Origin of the sequence: Mesorhizobium sp. M1E.F.Ca.ET.041.01.1.1 (assembly GCF_003997355.1) — a bacterium.
Classification (GTDB): domain Bacteria; phylum Pseudomonadota; class Alphaproteobacteria; order Rhizobiales; family Rhizobiaceae; genus Mesorhizobium.
Window position 1 is genome coordinate 25,310 of record NZ_RZSL01000006.1, and the last position, 22,287, is coordinate 47,596.

The following is a 22,287-nucleotide window of genomic DNA, read 5'->3' on the forward strand; positions in this document are numbered from 1 at the left end:
TTAGATCGGCCTCAACCGATCGAACGGGAAATAGCTCCAATCCGATATCGCGTCCTCCGGTCCCCAGCCCTGGAAGCAGTCCTTACGATAGGCACCGAGCGTTAAGGGGTGACTCAGAATGATATACGGCGCCTCAGCATAGATGAGGCGCGCTGCCTGATCGACCAGCTCCTGGCTCCTCTTCAGGTCGACGGTACGGTCGACCTCAGTCAGGAGCGCGTCGAACTTCTCATTTGTCCAGTACGATCTGTTAGTGAGGCCGATGGACTTGCTACTGCCCAAGACGAGCAGGTCGTGAGGCGAGGAAGACAGCCAGTTGCTGGCGATTAGCAGATCCCAGCTTCCGCCGCCGTCCGTCGGCGCTGTCGTGCGGGCTGTGAGCGCACCGGAATCGAGCTGGGTCACCGACACGGGAATGCCAATTTGTCCCAGCCAGCCCGCAACAAGCTGCACGGCTGCAATCGGAATCTCGCTCACACCCGAAGCCTTTCCTGTGATTAGCTCAAGCTGTAAGCTCTTTCCCTCCTTGTCCTCCCGGACACCATCGCCGTTCGTGTCCCGATATCCGGCCGCGTCTAGCCGACGACCCGCCTCGGCTAGATCGAAGCGGCGCCTGATGTCGCTTAGGTCTGAGTAATAGTCGGCGGCTACCGGCATCACAATTCCGACACCAGGGTCTGCGTGCCCGCGGTAGGCGCGATCCACGATCGCTTTCTGATCGATCGCATAGCCGATCGCGTCGCGAAACGCTGGATCCTGCAGGGCCTTGGTGCTGCCCGCCCCCTTCCCGGAGGCCGTATTAAATGCCAGATAGTCCCGCTGCTCCACGCGAGATTCATAGACCCCGATATCGCTCTCCTTCGAGAAGGCAGCCCACTGTGCGGTTGTCACGCCCCCACAATCGAAGCTCCCACTCTTCAGACCCTGGGCAATTGGATCCTGCGTGGTGAAGAAGTGGATAATCATCCCGGCCGTCTTCGGCTGCTCAGTGCGAAAATACGCGTTTGGCGTAAGGCGCACAAATTGGCCTTGCTGAAACTCCGCAACGATCATAGGCCCAGTTCCCACCAGCGGCGGGTCGTTGCGAAAAGTGCTGCGCGCATCCGCGTAGCCGATGTCCTTCCAAACGTGCTCAGGGACCATTAGAACGAAGTTGTCAATTGGCCAGCGCGTAGGAGCCTTGGTCACGATCCGCAGAGTTTCGTCATCAATGGCCGTAACGGATGCGACTTGTTCCATGCCGTCTGTGCTGTTTTGGCCAATATTCAGCTCGTCTGGCTTGCCCACGGAGCCAAGCAGATAATTATAGGTGAACGCGGCGTCTCTGGCGGTGGCGGGTTGGCCGTCCGACCACTTCATGCCGGGCCATACCTTGATTGTCCAAGTGAGCCCGTCATCAGCAACGGCCCACGCCTTCGCAAACCCCCTCCGGTCAGGGTGTCGCTGGGCGTCAACGCCGACCAGCGAATCGTAGGACAAGACAAGCGGCCAGAACGAACTCCAGGTGGCGAATGGATTCATGGAATCGGGAGCACCCATCGAGCCGACACGCACAATATGGTCGCTACAAGACGAAGCGAACGCCCTTGAGTTAATGACCCACGGGGCAACCGATCCCACCAGCATTGCTTTGACGACCGCACGGCGATTCATAGACCACATCATTCTGGTCCTCCTTTAAGCCTCGCCACGCCGCATTCCCGCACCTCGTCGCGCCCATTTGGAACTGATGGCCAGCGCGTGCACAAGGTAATTGGTGTGGCGGTTCCCCTTTATAGTCTTAAGTTAGATTTCTTCGACAGCTGCTGAATTGGCAAATAGAGACTCGATATAATCGCCATCTAATAAGTAGATGGCTAACGACTCTCCCCGCCCAGATGGACGCTTTCTGTCGACGGTGCAGCTCTGAAAATCGCACCTGTTGATTCCCCGGTAATCGACCAGCGCTGCCGCCAAAGACATTCTGCTTCCAGCCCCGCAGGTCCGCACGAAGTGATCCGTGCGGATGCAGGAGGTGCTCGAGGCCGAGATGGACGAGGGCGGCCTCAACGAGGAAATCCGCCGGCGCACCTGTGTCGTGCTCATCTTTCCAAAACATAGAGATGCCGCCCCCGTCAGGACATTGGCTGTCGAAACCAACGAAAACGGATGGCGCCAACCGCTAGATCAACATGGACGATCTGCGTGAGCACAAGAAACATGCTCTGCGCCAAGCCGCGCGACCAGCACCATGGCTGTCCCATTTTACTGATGGGGTGGATGCCAGCCTTCTCCGACGGCATCGCAATGTGCCAAGTTGGTGGTGTTAGCGCCACGCAAAGGAGAGGCAGGCATCGATGGAAAAGTTACTATCATTGGGGTCGATCTGGGAAAGAACGGCATTCAGCTGCAGGGGGCGGCAGCTGATGGATCGGTTGTATTCCGCAAGAAGCTGTCGCGCCTGCAGTTTTGCAAGTTCATGGCGAGTCAACCGGCATGTGTCGTGGCAATGGAAGCGTGCGGCAGCTCCCACTACAGACCTGTCAGATGGCTCGGCTTGGCCATGAGCCAAGACTGATTGTCCCGGCCTATGTCCCAAACCGTCCGTCAAGCGGCAGAAGAACGACGTCGCCGAAGCGGAGGCGATCGTCGAAGCAGCGCAACGACCGACAACGCGCTTTGTCGAACCGAAGACCAAGGAGTAGCAGTCCCGGGCTATCGTGTTTCGCACCAGAGAGCAGTTCGTGAATCAGAGAACCGAATGGGTGAATGCGTTGCGCGCGCACCTCTAGGAGTTCGGTTATGTTGTTCCGCAAGGCATCGGCCACCTGCCACGTCTGGCAGAGATCGTCGAGGACGAGAGTGCAGACCTGCCGGATCTGGTCCGCGACATCTGCAGCGCTCTTGACCAAATCAAACAGTTGAGCAGCCGTTTCGCGGCATTGAAGAAGACGATCGACATGCTGTCCAAGCAAGCTGCAACATCTCGGCGCTTGCAAACCATGCCCGGTGTCGGCCCTATTGCTGCCCTTGGCATTTTCGCCACCGATGGAACCCTTCAAGTGCGGTCGCGATTTCGCCGCCTGGCTCGGGCTGGGTCCCTCGGCAGAAGTCAAGCGGCGGCATAGGCACAAGTGTCCCGCGCGGGCGCGCCGCGAGACACATAGCGCTTGCCCCTTTATTCGCACCGTCTCTTGGTGGCACGCGGATTGCATAGGACTCCGTGAAGGCGAGCGCGGATAAAGCGGGCTGTTCCCTCGAGAAAACAAATCCGAGCGAATGAAGTGCAGAACCGAACCATCAAGGAGTACGTCATGCGAGTAGCCGTCGTCCGGAATCGTGATTTTACAGGCGTGATCAACCGATTCGGTCAGCCTTATCCACAGCCCCCGCAGCCTTGGCCGCCCGGCGAGACAGTCGAAAGGGCGGTGGCGGCACTGCAAGATGGCGGCCATGAAACGCTTTTGTGTGAAGGCGACAAAGGACTGCTCAATACGCTCGAGCGCTTCATGCCACCCGATCCGCAAGCCCGCCCTTCAGGATTTGTTTTCAACCTGGCGGAGGGGATTCAAGGAGATTACCGTTTCACGCACGTTCCGGGCATGCTTGAGATGGCCGGCGTTCCATACACCGGATCGAGCCCACTCGGGCATGGACTGACGGACGACAAAGTTATCAGCAAGACGCTCATGCGCAGTTGCGGCGTGCCGACGCCGAACTTTCGCATCATGCGCTGCGGCACCGACAGCACCGGCGATTTGCGATTCCCACTTGTGGTGAAGCCGCGCCGTGAAGACAACAGCTTCGGTTTGCAACTCGTGCATGAGCCCTCTCAGCTGGCGCAAGCCGTCGAAATGATCATTGGGCAATATGGGCAGGATGCGCTAGTGGAAGAATACATCGATGGGCGGGAAATCCATGTCGCGCTGCTGGGAAACGGAAAACCCGAGGTGTTGCCCTTCGCAGAGATCGACTTCGGCGAACGCGAAATTGGCCTTTTGACTTGGGAAGCGAAGTACCTGCCTGCCGAGCAGGCGTCGACGATTTGCCCGGCGCGAGTCGGGAGCAGTCTTGCGACTTTGCTGCGGGATATTTCGATTGCAACCTTCCGTGCCTGCGAGTGCCGGGACTATGCACGCCTCGACGTCCGGATCGACCGCTCCGGCCAACCCTTTGTGCTGGAGATCAACACGATGCCTGGGCTCAGTATGCAATCCGAATATGTCCTAGCCGCAATCGCCGCTGGGCACAGCTATTCGAGCTTGATCAATCGCATCCTTGATGTGGCCCACAAGCGGTATTTCGGGATCGGCATCCCGTAGCCGGTCACGCGTCGAGTCGGCGCCCACTCGGTGCCCCATCAGCGTGGCAGCCGAGACGTCGCCAACCGATTTCGGTGCTGCGCCGAGTGCGAGGCGGCGGTGATGACGGCGGTCGACATGAGATGTTGGTCGCAATGCTCGACTGCAGAAACTGACCGCGATCTGGAGTGCGCTCTAGGGTTACACCGATCGGGCTGCGGTTTTGCTCGTCTGCCGGATGTGTTAATCCTCGATCGTTGCGGGCCGGGAGCCGCTGGACGCGGCCTGGCGGCGGCTTTCTGCGCTCGATTGCGGCGCAACGGCGACCGTCGGGGGGCATCGATCGCGCGGGCGATGGCGTAGCCGACGATCATGCGCGACCAGACGTCGAGAATGACGGCGACGTAGACGAAGCGGGCCGGTAGCGCGGCATAGGTGATATCGCCGACCTAGAGTTGGTTGGCAGGTCGGGACAATGTCCTTTTGCCAGATTGGAGTAGATCGGACTGCTATGAATGCTGTCGGTCGCGGCGACGAACCGGCGTCTGACCTTCGGTTGCAGGCCGTGATCGCCCTAGAAATTCCAGCTCCTGAGCCTGCTTGCCGATCAGCTGCGGCGATTCGCGCCTCATTTCCGTGATCAGAGCGGCCGAAGCCGTATGTTCATCGAACCACTCCACCTGCCTCTGCCAATCCAGACAAGGATCAGGGTGCGGGTGATGTCATGCCGTTCCCCCAAATGTGCAGCGTCTCGCCCGACAGATTTTCCTGCACGGCCAACGCTTAAAGGTGACGCTATAACTACGATGTCTTGCCATCGCTCATGGTCGACGTCGACTGACAGGCGTCGCTTGAGGGAGCTGGCGACCCGGCCGCTGGTGCCCATCGCGACGCCGTGAAGACTTTCACTCGCCTATCCAGATAAGCGCCTTCATCCCGGTCCTTCACTATTTCTGCGAGGGTCCGCTGATTGGTTTCGAATGATTCGGTCCACGCCGCGCTGGTGAATAACATTCGGCTCAGCATCACCGTGTCGAAAACAGGCAGCCCAGTCAACCGGCGTATGATCGGGGACACCAGAGGGAATGCGGTACATTCACACAGAAAAGCCGCGATGTGCGGATATCTCCTTCTCAGTCGCGTGACGCACGCCGTGACATCGTCCTCGATTTCAGACACTAGCGTGCGCCGCGGCGGGCGCTGCATTTCGTTATCCAGGAGCTTTCCACCTTCGATACCGCCGACCACTATCCGCGCACGCTCGGCCGGGTCGTCGATCCCGAATAGGCCTTCGCTGCAATGCGTGGAATCGGCAGTCAGTACCGCGAGCTTGGCGCCGGGTGGAAGCTGACGTAGCAGGGTCGGTATAAGCAGGAGACTTGACAGCGCCACGGGTACGTTCACCGACGCGGCCACCGCTGCCTGATGTCGGATGGCGAACCCACAGTTGGCGATCACGGCAACGGCGCCCCGTTCGACCAAGCGTTGCGCTGACGTGACGTAGGCCGGTTCAAGCGACGGATCGCCTCGGATGACGCGATCCGCCCAAGCACCCTCCACTGTCTCGATGATGATCGGAAAGTCGTAAGTATCTGGATTGAGCAGGGAACCGGGATACGTTTGCGGAGGTTTCTCGCCCGGCGCGAGCCCGCGCTCAAGCTCGAGAAAGCCTAAGGAGGCAGGAGGTCTATGTGATGTCACGCGGGGAACCTCGAGCAGTATTCTATATCATCATCATCGGAGGCAGCGCCGCCCTTGCGGGTGGTCACGTGCCCATGTGATCGCACTTGTGCCGGCCGGTCAAATATCGAATGCAGGCGGCACCATCGTGAGGCCAGATGGCTTTCCCGGCGACGTCGCGGCTGTCTCCCCGCAGCAAACCAGCCGCATATCTGCATAGCGACCGTTTCCCGGCATCTGCGGAGCGTCATGCGCGTTGGCGGCATCCGGCCGAAATAACGTCTGTATGTCCGGACGTGAGCTCTTACGGAATCGATTCTGTAATTCTGTGATTCAATCCGGACATGCAGATCGGCTACGCGCACGTTTCGACGGCCAGAACTTGGACCTGCAATGCTCTGATGCTCTGATGCGCGCCGGCTGCGAGTAGATCTTCGAGGAGACGCAATCCGGCCGGACCGGCAACAAGCGTCCCGCGCTCGAGGTCGACAGCTTGGGATCATCCAGACCGCTCATGACCTGCAGCAACGCGGTCCCTACCCGGCTTAGTGCAGGAGATAACTCTCTGCCCGGGATCCTGGAGGGACAGGCATAGATACTTCAACTCGGTGTAGTCCTCGAGGCCGTACTCGAACCTTCGCGGCCGATGCCGGACTGCTTGATGCCACCGAACGGCGCAACCTCGGTGGAGATGAGCCCCGTGTTGATGACGACCATGCCCTATTCCAGCGCCTCGGAGACACGGAAGATCCGGGATGCATCGCGGGTGTAGATGTAGGACGCGAGACCGAACTCGGTAGCGTTTGCGCGCTTGATGACCTCTTCTTCCGTATCAAATCGGAAGAGAGGCGCGACCGGCCCAAATGTCTCTTCGCGCGCGACCTTCATCTCCTGCGTTACATCGGTCAGGATCGTCGGCGTGAAGAACAGCCCACCTCTTTCGTGCGGTTCGCCGCCGGCGACGACTTGAGCACCCATTGCACATGCGTCGGCAATGTGCTCCTTCACTTGGCGGCGGCCTTCTCCTCGATGAGCGGTCCGATCGCCACGCCTTTCTCGAAGCCGTCGCCGACCTTGAGGCTCCTGACGCGCTTCGTCAACGCCGCCGCGGCGGCATCATTGATCCCGGACTGCACGTAGAGGCGGTTGGCGCACACACAGGTCTGCCCGGCATTGCGGAGTTTCGACAGGATCGCGCCTTCGACGGCAGCATCCAGGTCCGCGTCGTTGAAGACGATGAAAGGGGCGTTGCCGCCGAGTTCGAGGCCAAGGTTCTTGATCCGGCCGGAAGCCTGCCGCATCAGCGTGCGGCCAACCTGCATAGAGCCTGTGAACGTGATCTTGCGAACCTTGGTGTTCTCGCAGAACGCCTTGCCCACCATGACCGCGTCCTTCGAAGTGATCACCGAGAACAGTCCGCCCGGCAGTCCCGCGCGCTCGGCGAGCAGCGCCAGTGCCAGCGCCGAGAGCGGTGTCTGGGCGGCGGGCTTGGAGACGATGGCGCAGCCGCAGCAAGCGCTGGCGCCACCTTCCTCGCTAGCATCTCATCCGGGGAGTTCCACGGGGTGATCGCACCGACCACGCCGACCGGCTGGCGTATTACCATAATGCGCTTGTCGTCCTGATGTCCGGGAATGACGTCGCCGTAGGACGCTTGCTTCCTCGGCGAACCACTCGACGTAGGACGCGCCGTACAGGATCTCGCTGCGCGCTTCGGCGAACGGTTTGCCCATCTCGGCGGTGAGGACGGCCGCGAGATCGTTGGCATTCGCGACCATGAGGTCATGGAGGGCGCGCAGGACCCCAGCTCTCTCCTTGCCTGTGCGTCGGGTCCATTCCCGTTACGCGCGGTGCGCGGGGTCGATGGCCTGCTCCACCGTATCCCTTCCGACATCGGGGACCGACGAAACGACCGCGCCGGTCGAGGGGATTGGTCATGTCAAAGCGACGTCCGCCCGAAATCCATTCGCCGGCGACATAGGCGCGTTCGATCAGAAGAGAAGGAACGGCCAGTCCCTCCGGCATCATGGTAAGTACACCCATACCCAGAGCTCCACTTTCAAGTCTTGTAAGTATTCAGCCGCCAGGCGGATCAGATCATGAATGAGCCGCCGTTAACGTCGAGCGTGACACCCGTGAGGAAGGCAGCGTCTTCAGATGCCAGGTAGGCGACCGCAGCGGCGATGTCGTCACCGGTGCCCAGTCGGCCGACAGGAATGCTGGCGACGTAGGCCTGGTTAAGTTCGGCACCAGCCGCGGCAGCCATCGGAGTTTCGATGCGACCCGGCGCAATGGAATTCACCGTGATGTTCGCTGAGCCGACTTCAACCGCAAGGGTGCGGGCAAGGGCCATCATGCCGGCCTTTGACGCGGCATAGTGTGCTCCTGCAATCTCGGTTTTCGTTCGGCCGGCCACCGATGCGATGTTGATGATCCGGCCCCATTTCGCCGCCCGCATGTGGGGAAGACAAGCCCGGCAGCAGAGGAAGGCGCCTGTCAGATTTACTTCGAGAACCTGACGCCACTCCACGGCGAGCATCTCCTCAACCGTTGCCTTCCGTCCGCCGTGTTTCGGAGAGATTCCCGCGTTGTTGACCAGGATGTCGACCCGCCCGAATCGAGCCGATGTAGCCTGGACCATTCGCGTGACATCAGCGTCTGTGGACACATCAACGCGCACCGCCAAGGCCCGCCCAGTACAGTCCGAAGACAGGGTCGAAATGCTGGCGTTCAGGTCACTCTCGGAGAGGTCCGCCAGCACAACATTGGCGCCGGCGTTGAGAAACCGGGTGGCGATCGAAAGTCCGATGCCCCGCGCGGCGCCTGTCACCAGAGCCACCTTGCCGGCGAATGCGGTCGCGTGCGAAACCTGGTCCACGACCTACTTCTCCTACACTGTGGCGACGGGTGTCAGCGGCAAGCCGAACGAGCCGGGCAGGCGCAGAGGCGGAGCGGTAAGGAAAAACCGGCTAAGGTTATGATCTCTTAGCCACGCAGCCAAGTCCGATAGATACCAGAGCTCGTCAAGGCCAAGCTTGAATAGACAATGCTGGTGCAGCGGCAGGCCGGCGCAGTGGTCGCAGCCGTCCGGTACGCGATTCGGATACGCCTCCACCGCGAAGTTGTCGGCAACCAGCGCGGCGATACCGCAGTCGTCGATCCACCGGAGCAGCCTGTCGTCCCGCCCCTCTAGTACGGCGCAGGCATTGTGCAGAACACGCGGATCCGGGCTGCCGTCCATGTCGACAACAAGTTTGGCGAATCCGGTGTGAACGCACAGTATGTCGCCCGCCTCGACTTTAACGGACTGAGTCTGCATAGCACGCACTAGGGCATCGTAGCCGACCAGGGTTCGGTCCCGTCCATAGATCCTGCCTAGGTCAAGCAGCACGCCCCAACCTTGGACGCAGGTCTCGGCGAACTTGTCGATGCCTAATCGGCGCGCGCGAGCTCCGCCTTCGGCATCGGGTCCAAGAACATCCGTGCCGCCCCTGAAGCCATTATAATAGACGATCTCAGCGGTGCCGTCATCGTCGGTGTTGAAATGCTGCCCGATGTGGCTAAGGGCGTCCCACTGCGTCGAATATTGTGTGAATAGTGTCACGCTGTCATCGCAGGACGCGTCAATGTAATGAGTGTTCTCCAGATATAGGGGATAGTTCACCGCCGGCAGTCCCTGCTTGCGTATCGCCACATGACGACGCGGCGGCTTGCGGTTCGGATTGAGCGCAGTCCCGCCGGGGAGATCCAGTGGCAAGCTGAGGCAGAAAGCCCGGCCGGTCCTGATCTCGGCGGCCGCTTTCAGTCGGATGTCATCCGTGATCAGGTTGAGGCGCCCGACTTCGTCGTCGGCGCCGAACAGGCCCCGGTTTGCGCCTTCCGGCTTATTGTTCCATCGGTTGCCCACGTAACGCCATTCCGCTCAGTGATCCAGGGTCCCGGCAAACAGCGAAATCGGAGGATGCGCATCGGGATCCGTCATCACCTCGATGAGTGTCGGCCGCTCGGCGACGAGGGCTCGCTTGAGGACCTCCGGCAGAGCCGCAGCGTCCTCGACTCTTATCCCTTCGCAGCCACAGGCGCGCGCAATCGCCGCGTGATCAACCGCTGCAAAATGGCAGGCTGTGGTATAGGCCCCAAACTTCACGGTTTCTGCGTCCTTCTGGAAGCCGAGGATGCCGTTGTTCAGGACGACGACCGTCACCGGAATTCCCATGCGGACCATCGTCTCCAATTCGGCCCAGGAATGGGCAAAGCCGCCGTCCCCGACAAGCGCCACAACAGGTGCCGAAGGCCGCGCGACTTTTGCTCCAATGGCGAGCGGAAGGCCCCATCCGAGCCCGGCGAGCCCACGGGGTGTGAGGAAGCGCGTCCCTTCCCGTGGCGCTCGCAGATGACCGACGACCCACATCGATGAGTAGCTTGCATCAGCAGTGATGATCATCTCTGGCTGGAGCAGATTCTGCAGTTCCGCCATCACGCGTTCTGGCCTGATCCCTGCGGTTGCCTGCTTTAGAAGGGGTGCCCTGACCGTCTCGAACTGGCGCCAGGCATCGGCAATCCGCTCGGCCAGACCGGGGCGCGCCTGTGACCTTGCCTTGAGATCTTGGGTCTTGAGGGCCTGCGTGAGTGCTTTGAGGGTTTCTGCTGCATCCCCGACGAGGCGGACTGCCTCGTAGTTGCGCCCGATCTCCTGCGGGTCAAGGTCGATCTGGATGATCCTTGTACCCGGACGAATGAGGCGCCAGCTGTCGGTGCCGTTCTGGTTGTTTCGTGTTCCAACTTGCAGGATCAGGTCGGCATCCTCGACCAAGCTCCGCGTGAAGCGGCCAAGCGATGTTGGCCCTACGAGGGATCCGAGCACGCCGAATGAAAGGGGGTGGAATTCATTGACGGCACCCTTCCCCATGTTCGTCGTGAATACAGGGAGCGAGGCAAATTCCTGAAGGTTCGCCAGAGCCGATGGCGCGCCGGTGGAAAGGGCGCCCCCACCCGCCATGACCACCGGGCAATGGGCTTTCGCGATTAGGAAAGCCGCTTCGGCAATGCTGGCATCCGACGGCCGGGTCCGGTCGAGGGGCCAGGCGCTGAGGCATGCCTCGCGCTTGTGGGCGCTGGGCTGGGCTGTCTCGCGGAGCAGGTCAGCCGGCAGTAAAAGGACGGCAGGCCCCGGCCGGCCACTCGCCGCAGCCACGAACGCGGCGTCCACGTAGTCGTCAACCCGATCCGCGGTGCCAATACGGCGCGTCCACTTGGCGCAGGATGCGAAAAGCGCCAGGTGATCGAGTTCCTGAAAGGCATTCTTATCCACCTGCAGTCGCTCTACCTCCTGAATGAGAGCCACCACGGGGATGCTGGCCTTCAGGGCCTCGGCCAGCGGTGCAACGAGCAGTGCCGCTGCTGGACCGTTCTGGGCGGTGACCACCGCGACCTGTCCCGAGGCCCTCGCGAAACCATCGGCCATCGCACCACCCATATTCTCCTGGCGGTAGGCGATTTGACGGATTCCGATTTCCTCCGCAGCGAGGATCACGGCGGAAGGAAGGCTCTGACCGAATATGAACTTCACGCCGTGGCGCGACAACGCACGAGCGATTGTTACGGCAACGGTAGGTTCGATTTCTGTCATCGTGTTTCTTCCTATAGAGTTCTGAATGGTCAGGCGCAGAGTGACCGCGGCCCCAAGGCGCGTAACATGCCGTGCGGTTGACACGCTGGCACTGCCCGGGAGCCCTAACGAGTAGTGCGGATTCAGACCGCGGCGAGCATGCGGGCTGAGGCAGCTTGCATTCTGGATCTTGACCGCCACCAGATGAAGTACATGGCGACGAGCCAGAGCACGGGCAGAAGCATCAGCAGCGACGCCACCGCGGCGACGGTGGGGTCGATTTCATGCCGGATGTTTTCCCACATCTTTAAGGGAAGCGTGCGTATGGATAGACCGCTGACGAGCAAGGATATGACCACTTCGTCGAACGAATGGAGGAACGCAAAAACCGCCCCGCCGAGGATGCCTGGCCGGATCAAAGGCAGAGTCACCCTCATGAATGTCCGGAACGGCCCGGCCCGCATGCTCTTAGCGGCTTGCTCAAGACTAATGTCAAAGTTGGCCAGCGTTGCCGCGACGACAACTACGACATAGCTCATAGCGCCAATGCTGTGCGCCAAGACGATGCCTGTCTTCGATCCGACTAGGCCGAAGGATACCAGACCAAGGTAGGCTGCGATGCCGACCACGATCACCGGAAAGGTGATCGGTGCTAGGAGGACCAACGTGAGCACGTTGCGCAGCATTGGCGCGCTGCGACTGAGTCCATAGGCGGCCAGCGTGCCGAGTATGGTCGAGATTATGGTTACCGAGATTGCAATTTCGAAACTGCTCAGCGCGGCCCCGTTCCACGACGGATCGGCAAAAAACGAACGATACCATTGCACGGAAAAGCCGGATGGAGGGAATTCCAACTGCGTTCCGGCGCTAAAAGACACGATGATCACCACCACGCCCGGGAAGAGGAGAAAGAGTAGGGTGAATATGACTACCGTGATCCCTATGAACCTCCACACATGGGTGGCGTCGCCAGCGCGGTAAAGATGCATGTTCCAGCGACGCGCCCGCCGAAGCGTGCCGAGCTCAGTGAGATGTCGCACCAAGGCCCCCGCTGCGGGAAAACGGTTTCGCCGATCCGACGCAGCATTGCCTTTGGGGCCGGCCGGATTGAGTCTGAGGACGGCGAGCACCGTCATCGCGATCGCGAGGAGAATAAATGACGCTGCCCCTATCCGGCCGAGATTGAATGAGCTTTGCACCTCAGCCGCGATGAAAGTCGAGAGCATGGCATCGCGCAGGCCACCAAGGGCTGCGGGCGTGATGTAGAATCCGAGGCTCAGGATGAAGACGAGCAACGCACCACTGCGTAAGCCGGGCAGACTGAGCGGTAAGAACACGCGCCAGAAGGCCGAGAACGGACGCGCGCCCATGCTGCGCGCGGCTGCCACTTGCGACTTATCGATGCCGAGCATCACGCTCACTAGCGGCAGGATCATGATCGGCAACATGATGTGGACCATGCCGATATACATGGCCATACGGTTGTAAATCAGAGGCAGAGGACTGGTGATGACGCGCAGATCGAGCAGCAGGTTATTGATAAGGCCGCGGTCACCTAGGATCATGACCCAGGCGTAGGTTCGGGCCAGCGAACTCGTGAGATACGGGATCAGGACGAGGATGACCAAGACAGACCGGACCTGCTTCGAAGCAGCCGTGATCAGGTAGGCCGTCGGGTAGCCGATGATAGCGCAGATGACCGTGGCTACGATGCTTACCTCGATGGTCTGGATGAGGACGCGAACGTTCGCAGGATGCACGAAGAACGTCACGTAATTGACGAGGGAGAGCGCGGGGGCGTTGATGCTGTTTAAGAAGAGCTGGACGATCGGTATGGCAAAGACGAGTAGCAGGAGGCAGAGCGCCGGAAAGGTCAGCACAACAGAGGCCCGCGTAAGCTTTTGTAAAGTCAACATCTGCGAGTCCCCTGAGATCACGTCGTGACGAAGCGGATGTCCGATCTCAACCAGTCGAGCTGAATGGTGTCCCCGATCTGGAAGATCTGACGCCCCGCGGCGACGTGTTCGCGTATGACCACGTCGTTATCGCCGACAGCCACATGGTATCTTCGCAGCGGGCCGGCATAGATCATATCGGTCACGGTGCCGGCGACATGCTGGCGCTGATCGGCGTCGGCACTCTTCGTGGCGCCAGGGGCGGAGATCCGTATACGTTCCGGCCGGATCATCGCGACGGTGCCGTCCGGTTGCGGCGTATCCGACTCAACAGCGAATGACGGATCATCGAGGATGTTGGCGTCCCCAAGGAAATTCGCGACAAACCGGGAGACAGGACGGTCATATAGCGCCTCAGGCGTGTCAGTTTGCTCAATTCGTCCAGCGTTCATCACCACGATCCGATCGGAAAGCGTGAGCGCCTCCTCCTGGTCGTGTGTGACACACACCGTAGTGATTCCGAACTCTTTGTGAAGCCCCTTGATCTCACCCTGCATTTGCTCACGCAAGTTACGGTCTAGTGCTCCCAACGGCTCGTCTAGCAACAAGATTGGAGGGTCGGCTATGAGGGCCCGGGCGAGCGCCACGCGCTGCTGCTGCCCACCGCTGAGCTGTGATGGCATGCGGTCACCCAAGCCGTCCAAATGGACACGTGACAGGATGCGTTCGGCTCTCGCGGCCCGCTCAGCCGACCTGATGCCGCGCATCTCGAGCGGAAATTCAAGGTTGCGGCGAACGGTGAGGTGCGGGAAGAGCGCATAGCTTTGGAAGACGACGCCCTGATCGCGCCGATAGGAAGGTACCGAGGCGACGGACTTCCCAGCGATGCGGATATCACCTTCGGTAGGCGCCTCGAACCCCGCCAGCAGCATGAGTGTCGTCGTCTTGCCAGAACCGCTCGGACCAAGGATCGTGAGGAACTCGCCGCGCCCAACGGTCAACGACAGGCTCCTGACCGCAATGACCTGACCGTATAATTTGGTGACGTTCCGAAATTCGATTTGCTCGGAAAGAGCGAGTTTCTCCAATGGTCTATCCTTAGCTAGCGGATGCAGCGTTCTGACTGGTGCATTCATGTTCGTCACTCCAAGCCGAACGATGACGTGCTGGTTCGGTGCGGCACGTCATCGGTAAATGCCGTCGCAAAAGGCCGACAGGGGCTTAAAGCAGGATCCACTCGTTCCAGCGCTGGACCAGCTTTTCGGTGTTCGTGAGCCCGTCCGATCCCTTCTCGGCGTACCATTTCGAGTCGATTAGCACACTTGACCTCAGGTAGTCGGGGTGGCTGGCCAGCGAGCGCCCAATATCTTCCGGTAGAACCTTGAACGCGTTGAGGTTGCTCGGGCCGAACGGCATGAGTTGTGAAAATGCTGCCTGACGGTCGGCGCGCGCGGTAAATGCGACAAACTGTTGCGCAGCGTGCGCGTTAGGAGACCCCTTCACAATCTGCCAGTAGTCCCAAGTTATTTTCGCCTGGTTACGATTAATTTCAAGCGGTGCTCCCTGCTTGATCAACGTGCCGGCCCTACCATCATAGGCATTTACAAGATCTACTGCCTTGTCATGCATCATCTGCTGGATTTCGGACCCTGTTCCCCACCATTTGCGAATATCGGGCTTTATTCTGTCCAAACTTTTGAAAACACGATCTAGGTCCATAGGATATATATCCTTTGGATTTACGCCATCGGCGAGAAGGGCTTCCTCCCAAGGGCCTTCTGAACCATATTGGCCGCTGACAAGACTGCGGACACCCGGGAAACTGTTCACGTCCCAGAATTCCGCCCATGTGGTCGGCCGCAGCTTACCCGCTGGGAATTTTTCGGTATTGTAGACCATGACGAACGCATAAACTACGTTAGCTACGCCAAACGGCTGCTTTGCGAAGTCGGCGAGCCCGTCTAGGTCTTCATTCCTGTAAATAGAATAATCGATCGGCTCAAAAAGACCCTTTTGGGACAACTCGAACGAAGATCCCTGGTTAGCGGTGACAACATCGACGGTGACGTTATTCTGCGCAACCATCATCTCGATCGATGCCCGGTCGCCCTGATCGGTAATCGGGGTCATCTTAATGCCTGTTTCGGCTTCAAATGGTTTTACATAGGCCTCAATCATCGCCTTTCCGGTATCGCCACCGTAGACAAGGACGCGCAGTTCGCCAGGAGTCTGCGCCGATGCCTTGTTACTGGCAATGGAAGGAAGTGCGCCGGCAGCCAAGGCGGTTGATGCTGCCTGCAGGAAACGCCTGCGGTTAATGATAATAGAGAAGCTCATGGCCATTCCCCTTTTTTAATGTTGAGCATAATTGAATATGCAATTTTCGCCGACCCAGCGGACGGCCGCAATCGAGACTTCGCGAAGTGATCTACGTGGCGGTGCCGACGCGGTCCTGTCCTGCGCGTTTCACGGTCAACTGAAGCATCTCTCGCCGTTCAGCCCGGTTCACGAGCCGTAACCCGACAAGTCAGGCCGCCAGAATCTTCTCGACGAGGGTTACCCAATAGCCCACGCCATACGGGATCGCCTCGTCGTCGAAATCGTAAGCGGGATTGTGCAAGCCCGGCGTCGAGCCGTTCCCCAAGAGGATGATCGCGCCCGGCCGCGCTTCCAGCATGTAGGCAAAGTCTTCGGATCCCATCGAAGGCTTGACGTTGTCGTTTACGGCGTCATGGCCCACGAGGCCGCGGGCTGCGGTGATCGCGAAATGTGTTCCGGCCGTGTGATTGAATGTAAGGGGTTCGAGCCGCCGATGCCTGAACTCAATTTCCGCGCCCATCCCGTGGGCCACGCCCTCGGCGCATAACCTGATCTGCCGCTGCGCCAGATCGCGCACGGCGGAGGTCAGACTCCTGACAGTCCCACCCATTTCGACCTGGTCCGCGATGACGTTGTAGGCTTGGCTCGCCGTGAACTTCGTGACAGAAACGACGAGGGCGTCAGTGGGGTCGGTGTTGCGGGACACCACGGTCTGGAGGGCAACGATGATTTGTGCGGCGGTGACCACAGGGTCGACAGTCCTGTGGGGCGAAGCTGCATGCCCGCCCCTCCCCTTGACGATGATGTCAAACTCGTCAAGCGCCGCCATCATACCGCCCTCCCGGATGGCGAACTGGCCAATGTCAGTGCCGGGTGAGTTGTGCAGGCCGTAGACCTGGGAGATGTTGAAGCGCTCCATGATTCCTTCCTGGACCATCTTCAAAGCACCTCGTCCATCTTCCTCGGCGGGCTGGAAGATCAAAGCCGCTGAGCCTTTGAAGTTGCGCGTCGCGGCGAGGTGTTTTGCAGCCGCCAATAGCATCGCGGTGTGGCCGTCATGGCCGCACGCGTGCATCTTGCCGGGTATCCGCGAGGACCAGGCCTTGTTCGACGCTTCCAGGATCGGCAGGGCATCCATATCGGCGCGCAGTCCGATCGTCGGCCCCTCCCCGCCCTCACCCTGGATCAGGGCAACCACGCCGGTCTCGGCGATGCCCGTCTCGATGTGATTGATACCGAAGGAGGCCAGCTTCTCAGCAACGAACTTCGCCGTATTGTGCACCTCGTATCCCAGTTCCGGATTCTGGTGCAGGTAGCGGCGCCATTGCGTGGCTTCTTCCTGGAGATGTCGGAAAGTGTCGACGCTGTACATCTATTAGTTCCCAGCTTTTTCTGTCCTAGTGCCTTATTTAAGCGAGCATCATTCCGCAGCACGATTTCGTCAAATGCCTTTTGTGTATCATCGACATCTAGTAACGAGATGGACCCGAGGCTCGCTTTTCAGCACAGAGGTCGGTCCCGGCCAGCACATGCTAGGTCGCCGTGGGGCAAGTCGGTTACGGAACTGACCCTTGGATGTCTGCGTCCTCGCGCGTCGGCCCGGCCCACCGAATTAAGATCGTGAGGCCCTCTCTGACCAGATCATCCATGACAGCGTGGACCGCGGCCTCGGCGATGGCACTAGTCACGGGGCGGCGGAAGCTAGGATTTCCCTCCGACATCGAGCATAATCAGGCTGCGATCGAAAAAGGGTCCGGGAAGCAGCGTCATTGTCGCAAATCACAGCATCGATGATCGCCGTCAGGTGGCTAGGGCAATTGTTTGGTCGTGATCGATCTTGTTTCGTAGGCGACCGGGGTTGTCCCTCCGGAGATAATGAAGTCGGCCATGACCGGGTAATTTCAGCAGGGAGAAAGGGAGCGCGTTGAATGCATGTCCCCCTGCGGGCCTAGGCATGAAGAGGTCGTTGCCTTCGAGGCCGCCCAGTCCCGCTGACGCGTTGGCAAATTGGTCGTGGTTTAAGGCCGGGGCGAAGAACGTCGCCAATCGGCGAGGGACGCAAAAAGCCATTGTCGCGCTTGCCAGAAGACTGGCGGTGATCATGCCTCGCACGTGGCTGGACGCCACCGAACTTCGCTGGAAACGGCAAGACACCATGCTTGCGGCCACCTGACCCAATTGTATGGACCGGCTGCTGATCGCAAGTGAGGCGTGGAGGATAGCGGAAGTCGCTCATATGTATCCGGCCCTTTTGGTCGGCTCGCGTGTCATGGCCTTGATGGGGAATTCGCACGCACCGTTAATCTCATTAGCGGATAGGTTGCCAGGCAACCATTTGGGTCAAACAGATTCCGGGTGCGTTCATATTCGCTCCATGCTTCTCGCGCACTGGGGGGTGGCGGTTTAGATGGCCGTCACCTCGTTTCGGTGCTGCCGAATGTCCAGCCATTGCGCAGCACGGTATTGCCGTGCTGCCCGGCGCGAGAGCACTTCGCAACTCGCAGTTCGCAATCCTGGAGAACCGTGCCGACGAGATATCGCCGCGCATGAGCGATCCGATCGTTGGACTCTACGAGGACTGGCTGTGGCTCGACGAGCTCATCGAAACGGTCAGCCAGGAGATCGAGGAGATCAGCCAGAACGAGGCGAACTGCCGTCGCCTGATGAGCGTGCCGGCGTCGCGCCGATGATCTCCTGGTCGCGGCGATCGGCACAGCGAAGCCTTCGATCGCTGTCGGGACTTTGGCGCTTCAGCGATAGCCAGTGCCGTGGCGAGCTTGCTGCGATGAAGCCGCGGCGCGGCATTCTGCAGCCATGCGCCGAAGCTGGCCGCCTGGATTAACAGAATTCGCAGATAAGCGGCTTCCTGGTTTTGAGATGCGGCGGACAGTCGGCTTCCCTCCGGTACTGTATTGCCGTGGCACGAGGCCAAGCCATGCGCCTGTTCGATGAGGAAGGCACGGATCTGGAAATCGTCGCGGTGCGCCGCGAGACCAGCCGCGATCGCAGCCATCGGGCTCGTAGCTCCATCAAAGCCACGTCGCGCACGCGATGACCTGCCGGCCAACACGACCGGCCAGTCCCCCGCGGCACAGCCGAAGCCAAGTCAGGACGAGGAGATGGTCGCCAACCGATCGAACAATCGAATAGGACATGAAGCACTAACAAGCTTGACCGCAATCGCTCCAGAAGCCATCGCAACTAGTGTCACCTCAAATCCGCCAACTGGCGGACAGAAGTCCTTCGGAGGGAGTTCGCTACGGTCCACGTGCTGATCGCATCATTGAATCAGACGCCGAACAGATCTTTCCGCCATTCTTCTAATCCCAAGAGCCAATCCGGAGAGAAGCAAGACCCTCCGGAGGACATCAAAACGCCGGCGATTCGGACAACTTAGAAGCGCCTGACATCAACACGATCGAATAGATAGGCGACCGGACACGATTGCCCGTTCAGATTTCGAAGATCTTCCGCGGCGTGTTTGTGATTACCTCAGCGCCGGTGCCGGCGACCCGGAATGTCTCGCTGATCACGTAACCGAAGTCGTCCTCAATCCAGTTGCCCAGCATCAAATGAAAGGTCATGTTCGGCTTCAGCTCAGTCGTGTCGCCATCCCGGAGGCTTGCAGTCGGTTCGAGCCAGCCAATGCCGTGCGCGTAGCCGCAGCGCGTTTCCTTTTCGAAACCGTGTTTGCGGAGCGTCTTGTAGAACGCGTTGGCCACTTCGCTGCACGTTGATCCCGGCCGGACTGCGGCGAGTGCCGCCTCAAGGCCTTCGACCTGGGCCTCATGAATGCGGCGCAGGCGTTCGGACGGGGCGCCGATCGAGAAAGTACGCATGAGGCCCGCGGAATATCCATGGCGAGTGCCGCCGAGTTCGAGATTGATCTGGGACCCGTCGCGGAACACGTCCCCCGTCCACGGAATGTGACAGGTACCTATCCGAGGCGAGGCGCAGAGATAGAAGGCCTTCAGCGCCGTTCCCGGCTTTCCATTCGCTCCCCGGATTAACGCCGCCGCGATCTCTGCCGCCGCGTCGGCTTCCGCTACACCGGCACGTATGACTTCGCTGGCGCGCTTCATCGCGGCGTCGGAAATGGCGGCGGCTTCCCGCATGACTTCTATTTCGAGATCGGATTTGACTAGGCGGAGCCAGCTGACAAGCTTGGTGCAGTCTACAACGCGAGCCTCAGGCAGCCGTGACTTGAACTTTTCCGATGTCGCTGCAGGCAGGCTCGACATCTCGATACCCAGCCCCCGTTTCGCGAGACCAGCTTCATTCAGGAAGTCGATGACGGCATCGTATCCGTCGTTGGCTAGATTGCCAATGAGCGCTTCCGGGTAGCCGATGATCTTATCCTGTTCCATGAAACATTCGTACATGGCCGCCGGCGCATCGCAACGACGAAGGATGAATGTCGGCTCCTCAGCCACCCCGTCAATCACAAGCGCCTGAGGAACATATCCGGACGGCGTGGTATAGCCTGAAAGATAAGTGATATTGGAAGCGTCCAAAACGAGCAGTACGTCCACGTCGCGTCCCTCCATTTCAGCCTTCACGGCGGACAGCCGGCGCAGGTATTCAGTGCGTGGAAATGCCTGTACACCCTTTGGGATCGTCATGAGTCTACTCCATTGATTTTTGAGGTTTGCATTCGCGCAACAATGACACAGCCTCCGCTAAGACTGGCCAGCACAATCCGGTCGCTGAGGCTTGATCGTCCTGTGCTTGTTGTTCAACTCGCGGCTAGAGAAGTCAGACGATTGAACGCCCAGCGGCCATGGTCAAATGCAGTTTCCATATCGACGTCATCTGGCTGCAAGATGTCTCCGAGAGACTTGTTCAGCAGGTGGCGGCCGCCTGATCAAGCGAAGCCTAGCTCGCGCAAAGCCCCTTTGGAGCGCAGGTAATCAGTCGCCACTCACGATCGTGTCGCGGAAAGCAAAGCACGAGGCTTCTGTGAATCAGCAAAAATCAACCGATCGCGATTCGCCACGGATCGCAAAGTATAGCTATGGCTCCGCATCTCTTTCGTGCTCTCAATCGCACCAATGTTCGGCAACGATCACTCTTTGGCTGGGACATCTGCGCTGGTGCGGAGAGACGAGGAACCGATTATTGTTCCTGTTCAGTCGGAAATGGTGTGATCGACCAGTCGATTAGGTCGATGGCTTGCTGGAGTATCGACTTTGTCCGAGAACGGTTGGATGAAACGGCGATAATGTACCCCATGGAGTCTCGGTAATCGCCCTTCCTGATGATCGGCGTCTTGGGCTCAACATAAAATTTGACTTCGGCGACACCCGGTACAGCAGCAGCCTGACTGCCGCCATGGATCCAATCGAGGATGCCATCGCGATCAGGAAACAATGAGCGCCAGGCCGCGATATGTGAATGGCTTTTGCGCAGGTTACATTCGCGACCGATGACAAGCTTGATGTGTTCGGTGACGAGGTCGACTCCGTAAGCCAGATGAACCGGTTGAGGACCACCACCAAGCCGCGGGTTGACTTCAATAACGACTGGACCACGTGTCGTCCATCGGAATTGGATACTGGTTGGCCCCCAGCCAAGGCCGAGAGATCGCAAGCAACTCAGCGAAACATCGGCCATAAGTTTGTACTCGTCATCAATGAGCGGGGCTGGGAAGGTTCCTTCACTACAGACGAAATGCGGCTGGCCGCCATATACAGCAGCCTCTATCCCAACGATTTCATTTCCCATTGCGTAAGCGCCGTAGTCTGGACCATTCGCGTATTCTTCAACAAGTATCCTCGGTGAAGATCGCCAAATATGCTTCCCACCCAATAGGTAGGTGGTATGTTCGGCTAACTCATCGACGGTGCTGCATAATCGCACACCGATGCTGCCGCTGCCTATGACTGGCTTCAGAATCACCGGCAGGCCGATCTCGGCGGCAGAGATTTCAACCTCCGCTGCATTCGCTGCTAAGCGATAAGCAGGTATTGGAATGCCGGCCTCCGCGAGGAGCTGACGTTGAGTAAATTTGTCGCAGCATTGTTCAATCGATGCGGGGTTCGGTCCCGGTAGATCGAAATGCAGGCAGAGCTTGCCAACTGTCGCGTAGATCGACTCGTCGTCGCCCGCAAAGCCAGTAATGCCAGCAATGTCATACGTCGCACGTAGCCGCGAACATTCGTGAATCAGCGCATCGAGATTGTCTGTATCGACACGGATTGTCTCGACACTTTCCGCCGCAAGGTAGTCATACCGAGCAGGATCAGCCGACAGGGTAATTGGATGGTAACCAAGACTCTGGGCCGCTTGGACGTATCGCAGACCAATTCCCCTATGACCTTCAACTAGGATAAGCGCTCTCGTTGCTCTTGGCATCCATTTCTCCATTGCGAGCTGCGGCGGTCCGGGCGTAAACAGGGTATTAGCCTCTTTCAGCGCGCCTGACCTCAGATTTAAGATGAACCTATAACCTTCAGGGACTTGCGCTCGCAAAGATTCTATAAATTTATTTGAAGCATTTGTTGCA

At 59.3% G+C, this 22,287-nt stretch carries 14 protein-coding genes and 3 pseudogenes; 3 read left to right on the forward strand and 14 right to left on the reverse strand.

Annotation, left to right across the window (positions count from 1 at the left end; all coding sequences use genetic code 11):
• A complete protein-coding gene (locus EOA38_RS01650; RefSeq protein ID WP_245467327.1) occupies positions 1-1,665 on the reverse strand; it encodes an ABC transporter substrate-binding protein in 1,665 nt (554 codons plus the stop codon).
• A 379-nt stretch (positions 1,666-2,044) separates the two neighbouring features.
• Between EOA38_RS01650 and EOA38_RS40125 the strand changes: the two are divergent.
• Positions 2,045-2,165 (forward strand): annotated as a pseudogene (locus EOA38_RS40125) (IS256 family transposase); the annotation flags it as partial.
• A gap of 402 nt (positions 2,166-2,567) precedes the next feature.
• Here the strand turns inward: EOA38_RS40125 and EOA38_RS01655 are convergent.
• Complete coding sequence (locus EOA38_RS01655) at positions 2,568-3,041, reverse strand: hypothetical protein (RefSeq protein ID WP_126080660.1); 474 nt, start codon at positions 3,039-3,041, stop codon at positions 2,568-2,570.
• A 252-nt stretch (positions 3,042-3,293) separates the two neighbouring features.
• Here EOA38_RS01655 and EOA38_RS01660 point away from each other — a divergent pair, with 252 nt between their 5' ends.
• Positions 3,294-4,301 carry a hypothetical protein gene (locus EOA38_RS01660; protein WP_126080659.1) on the forward strand — a complete coding sequence of 336 codons (1,008 nt, stop codon included), beginning with the start codon at positions 3,294-3,296 and terminating at the stop codon, positions 4,299-4,301.
• Positions 4,302-5,081: 780 nt separating this feature from the next.
• On the opposite strand, the gene EOA38_RS01665 is transcribed toward EOA38_RS01660, so the two are convergent.
• The 9 genes and pseudogenes from EOA38_RS01665 to EOA38_RS01705 form a co-directional block, all read right to left on the reverse strand.
• Complete coding sequence (locus EOA38_RS01665; protein WP_245466449.1) at positions 5,082-5,981, reverse strand: hypothetical protein; 900 nt, start codon at positions 5,979-5,981, stop codon at positions 5,082-5,084.
• A 565-nt stretch (positions 5,982-6,546) separates the two neighbouring features.
• Positions 6,547-7,988, reverse strand: a pseudogene (locus tag EOA38_RS01670) (NAD-dependent succinate-semialdehyde dehydrogenase); the annotation flags it as partial.
• Positions 7,989-8,052: 64 nt separating this feature from the next.
• Entirely contained in the window at positions 8,053-8,838 is a 786-nt protein-coding gene (locus EOA38_RS01675) for an SDR family NAD(P)-dependent oxidoreductase (protein ID WP_126080658.1), read from the reverse strand.
• A gap of 12 nt (positions 8,839-8,850) precedes the next feature.
• Positions 8,851-9,867 (reverse strand): cyclase family protein, encoded by a 1,017-nt coding sequence (locus EOA38_RS01680; protein ID WP_126080657.1) that lies wholly within the window; start codon positions 9,865-9,867, stop codon positions 8,851-8,853.
• A gap of 15 nt (positions 9,868-9,882) precedes the next feature.
• Positions 9,883-11,589 (reverse strand): acetolactate synthase catalytic subunit, encoded by a 1,707-nt coding sequence (locus EOA38_RS01685; RefSeq protein WP_126080656.1) that lies wholly within the window; start codon positions 11,587-11,589, stop codon positions 9,883-9,885.
• Positions 11,590-11,711: 122 nt separating this feature from the next.
• Positions 11,712-13,484 (reverse strand): ABC transporter permease subunit, encoded by a 1,773-nt coding sequence (locus EOA38_RS01690; RefSeq protein WP_126080655.1) that lies wholly within the window; start codon positions 13,482-13,484, stop codon positions 11,712-11,714.
• 17 nt (positions 13,485-13,501) lie between these two features.
• The gene (locus EOA38_RS01695) at positions 13,502-14,599 is read right to left on the reverse strand and encodes an ABC transporter ATP-binding protein (protein WP_126080654.1); all 1,098 of its coding nucleotides are present in this window, start codon (positions 14,597-14,599) and stop codon (positions 13,502-13,504) included.
• Between the two features lie 85 nt (positions 14,600-14,684).
• Positions 14,685-15,800 (reverse strand): ABC transporter substrate-binding protein, encoded by a 1,116-nt coding sequence (locus EOA38_RS01700; RefSeq protein ID WP_126080653.1) that lies wholly within the window; start codon positions 15,798-15,800, stop codon positions 14,685-14,687.
• A 190-nt stretch (positions 15,801-15,990) separates the two neighbouring features.
• A complete protein-coding gene (locus EOA38_RS01705) occupies positions 15,991-17,154 on the reverse strand; it encodes a M20 aminoacylase family protein (protein WP_126080652.1) in 1,164 nt (387 codons plus the stop codon).
• 1,096 nt (positions 17,155-18,250) lie between these two features.
• On the opposite strand from EOA38_RS01705, the gene EOA38_RS01710 reads away from it, so the two are divergent.
• The gene (locus EOA38_RS01710) at positions 18,251-18,472 is read left to right on the forward strand and encodes a hypothetical protein (protein WP_127256907.1); all 222 of its coding nucleotides are present in this window, start codon (positions 18,251-18,253) and stop codon (positions 18,470-18,472) included.
• Positions 18,473-18,618: 146 nt separating this feature from the next.
• Here the strand turns inward: EOA38_RS01710 and EOA38_RS01715 are convergent.
• From EOA38_RS01715 to EOA38_RS01725, 3 genes and pseudogenes are all read right to left on the reverse strand, one after another.
• Positions 18,619-18,721 (reverse strand): annotated as a pseudogene (locus EOA38_RS01715) (transposase); the annotation flags it as partial.
• A gap of 513 nt (positions 18,722-19,234) precedes the next feature.
• Positions 19,235-20,404, reverse strand: coding sequence for a Xaa-Pro peptidase family protein (locus EOA38_RS01720; RefSeq protein WP_126080651.1), 1,170 nt, complete (start codon positions 20,402-20,404; stop codon positions 19,235-19,237).
• Positions 20,405-20,897: 493 nt separating this feature from the next.
• Complete coding sequence (locus EOA38_RS01725) at positions 20,898-22,136, reverse strand: acetyl-CoA carboxylase biotin carboxylase subunit family protein (protein ID WP_126080650.1); 1,239 nt, start codon at positions 22,134-22,136, stop codon at positions 20,898-20,900.
• Positions 22,137-22,287 lie beyond the last annotated feature (151 nt).

What these genes read in the sequence shown, in the direction of transcription:
- EOA38_RS01720 (WP_126080651.1), bottom strand. Translation starts at nt 20,404, where the DNA reads ATGACGATCCCAAAGGGTGTACAGGCATTTCCACGCACTGAATACCTG.
- EOA38_RS01650 (WP_245467327.1), bottom strand. Translation starts at nt 1,665, where the DNA reads ATGATGTGGTCTATGAATCGCCGTGCGGTCGTCAAAGCAATGCTGGTG.
- EOA38_RS01700 (WP_126080653.1), bottom strand. Translation starts at nt 15,800, where the DNA reads ATGAGCTTCTCTATTATCATTAACCGCAGGCGTTTCCTGCAGGCAGCA.
- EOA38_RS01690 (WP_126080655.1), bottom strand. Translation starts at nt 13,484, where the DNA reads ATGTTGACTTTACAAAAGCTTACGCGGGCCTCTGTTGTGCTGACCTTT.
- EOA38_RS01725 (WP_126080650.1), bottom strand. Translation starts at nt 22,136, where the DNA reads ATGCCAAGAGCAACGAGAGCGCTTATCCTAGTTGAAGGTCATAGGGGA.
- EOA38_RS01705 (WP_126080652.1), bottom strand. Translation starts at nt 17,154, where the DNA reads ATGTACAGCGTCGACACTTTCCGACATCTCCAGGAAGAAGCCACGCAA.
- EOA38_RS01685 (WP_126080656.1), bottom strand. Translation starts at nt 11,589, where the DNA reads ATGACAGAAATCGAACCTACCGTTGCCGTAACAATCGCTCGTGCGTTG.
- EOA38_RS01660 (WP_126080659.1), top strand. Translation starts at nt 3,294, where the DNA reads ATGCGAGTAGCCGTCGTCCGGAATCGTGATTTTACAGGCGTGATCAAC.
- EOA38_RS01695 (WP_126080654.1), bottom strand. Translation starts at nt 14,599, where the DNA reads ATGAATGCACCAGTCAGAACGCTGCATCCGCTAGCTAAGGATAGACCA.